At 53.0% G+C, this 2,438-nt stretch carries 2 protein-coding genes; both read right to left on the bottom strand.

Translation table 11 applies throughout. The features are described from left to right. Positions 1-34: 34 nt before the first annotated feature. Positions 35-934 carry an ROK family protein gene (locus tag IJT02_00045; protein MBQ7543317.1) on the bottom strand — a complete coding sequence of 300 codons (900 nt, stop codon included), beginning with the start codon at positions 932-934 and terminating at the stop codon, positions 35-37. Continuing rightward, the coding region (ptsP, locus tag IJT02_00040; protein MBQ7543316.1) for a phosphoenolpyruvate--protein phosphotransferase at positions 935-2,438 on the bottom strand (1,504 nt) is incomplete at its 5' end.

The following is a 2,438-nucleotide window of genomic DNA, read 5'->3' as shown; positions in this document are numbered from 1 at the left end:
GCATATATAACTGTACTATGTTCTCTGTGAGCTGCTACTCTTCTGCGGCCATCTCTGCCAGCTTGAGCGCACCCATAATGCCCTGATTGCCGTTCAACGCCGCAGGAACTATATACGCGTTGATGTTGCGTAGTTCCTTCGTGTCAAGATAGCCGTTGATGTACTCAAGGACATATTTCCGGATCATCGGGAAAAGCTGAGACTGACCCATAACGCCGCCGCCAAGAATAATTTTCTGCGGGCTGAGAGTGTAGATGATTGACGTTAAGGCCTGAGCGATATATTTCGCCTCAAGCTCCCAGACTTCGGGCATATCGCGTAGTTCTTTTCCGGGTTTTCCCCAGCGGTCCTGAATTGCCGGGCCGCAGGCCATTCCTTCAAAGCATGTGCCGTGATTCGGGCAGTGTCCTTTGTATTCGTCGCCGGGTTCTGCAACCAGCTTGATGTGTCCTGCTTCGGGGTGCAGCATTCCGTGAATCAGATTGCCTCCGCTCATTGCTCCCATGCCGATACCTGTACCGATCGTGAAGTACACCGCATCAGTGAGTCCCTGAGCAGTTCCCCAAGTAGCTTCGCCCAAAAGCGAGCCGTTTACGTCAGTGTCGAATCCCACAGGAATATCGCCGAGCGCGTCCTTGAGGCACTTGACCATCGGGAAGTTGCGCCACGCGATTTTTGGCGTGTAGAGGATATTTCCGTAGGTCTTGGAGTTTTTCCGAACGTCCACAGGCCCGAAACATGCTACACCGATTGCCTGTATTTTCTCTTCGCCTTCAGGTACATCAACTTTTGCCTTGAAGTACTCGATAATCTGGGGCATGGTCTCTTCAGGCGTGGTAGTAGGAATCGAAACCTGATCTAAAATCTGTCCTTCTTCATTGCCGACAGCACAGATCATTTTAGTGCCGCCTGCTTCTAATGCTCCGTATAACATTTATCCGAATAACCTCCCAAAAAGTCCCTTCGGTTTTGGTTTAGGCTCTTCCGCCTTCACTTCCGGCTTGGCAGCTTTTTCGTCAGCCGGCGCAGGTGCTGCCTGTTTTGGAGCTTCCGGCTTAGTTTCGGGCTTGGCCTCTGCCGGCTTCGGGGACTCTGTCGTGAATTTTGACAGGTCTACGTTCCTGACGTTGCCCCTGAGCGGAAGAATGCTCTTAGGGTTCACGGAGAGTTCATCTACTCCCCACTTCAGGAAATCTTCTGTCAGTGTCGGGTCAGCTCCGAGTTCTCCGCAGATTCCGACCCAAGTGTTATGTCTGTGGCCTGCCTCGATGGTCTCACGTATCAGCCTCAGGACTGCGGGGTGGTGTGTGTCCGCAAAACGCTCAAGGTTCGCGCTCTGCCTGTCGATTGCGCAGGTGTACTGTGTGAGGTCGTTGGTGCCGAGCGAGAAGAAATCGACTTCTTCAGCCAGCTCATCAGCGCACAGTGCCGCTGCGGGAGTCTCAATCATGATGCCGATCTCGATGTGTTCGCCCATAGCTTTGCCCTCGGCCTTGAGTTCCTGCTTGCACTCCTCAAGAATCTCCTTGCACTCCTGAACTTCCCAGCGAGAAATTATCATCGGGAACATGATTCCGAGTTTCCCGAATGCTGAGGCTCTCAGTAATGCGCGTAACTGTTTCTTGAAGAAGTCTCTGCGGTTGAGGCATATCCTTATGGCTCTGAAGCCCAGTGCTGGATTTTCTTCCTTGTCGAGTTTCATGTAGTCGATGGTCTTATCCGCGCCTATGTCGCACGTACGGATAATAACCAGTCTCGGAGCGAGTCCCTCAAGGACTTTTTTGTAGGCTGCGAACTGTTCGTCCTCAGTGGGTTCTTCCTTGCTGTTGAGGTACACGAATTCAGACCGGAAGAGTCCGACACCCTCTGCGTCGTTCTCAAGTACTGCCTGAATATCCTTAGGGCCTCCGATGTTGGCATAGAGCCTCACGCTCTGACCGTCCTTCGTGACGCTGGGCTGACCCTTGAGGAGCTGGAGCTTTGCCTCGCGGGCTTTGTCCTCTGCCTGTTTTGCGGAAAGTTCATCAATCAAATACTGGTCAGGCTCCACGTAAATGCAGCCGTTGTAGCCGTCGAGGATAGCAAATTTTCCGTCGCACTCGTCAGTGATGTCGTGGCACTGGATCAGCGTCGGCCAGTTCATGGAGCGGGCAAGGATTGCTGTGTGGCTGTTGGAGCTGCCCATGCGGGTAACCAGTCCGAGCAGTAATGACTTGTCGAGCTTGACGGTTTCGGAAGGTGCGAGGTCTTCAGCAACCAGAATTGCGGGTTCTGTTCCCTGAAGGCTTGAGGTGTCCGCGCCGAAAAGGACATCCAGCATTGAGTTCTTGAGGTCGATAACGTCAGCACTTCTTGCCTTGAAGTACTCATCATCCATCTCACTGAACATCTTTGCTGCAGCGTCAAAGCCCTCACGGACGGCGTACTCTGCTGTGTGG

This window comes from Synergistaceae bacterium (genome assembly GCA_017450125.1).
Classification (GTDB): domain Bacteria; phylum Synergistota; class Synergistia; order Synergistales; family Aminobacteriaceae; genus JAFUXM01.
Note: the sequence above shows the minus strand (reverse complement) of the source record. Positions and strands in the feature narration are given on the sequence as shown.

What these genes read in the sequence shown, in the direction of transcription:
- IJT02_00045 (MBQ7543317.1), bottom strand. Translation starts at nt 934, where the DNA reads ATGTTATACGGAGCATTAGAAGCAGGCGGCACTAAAATGATCTGTGCT.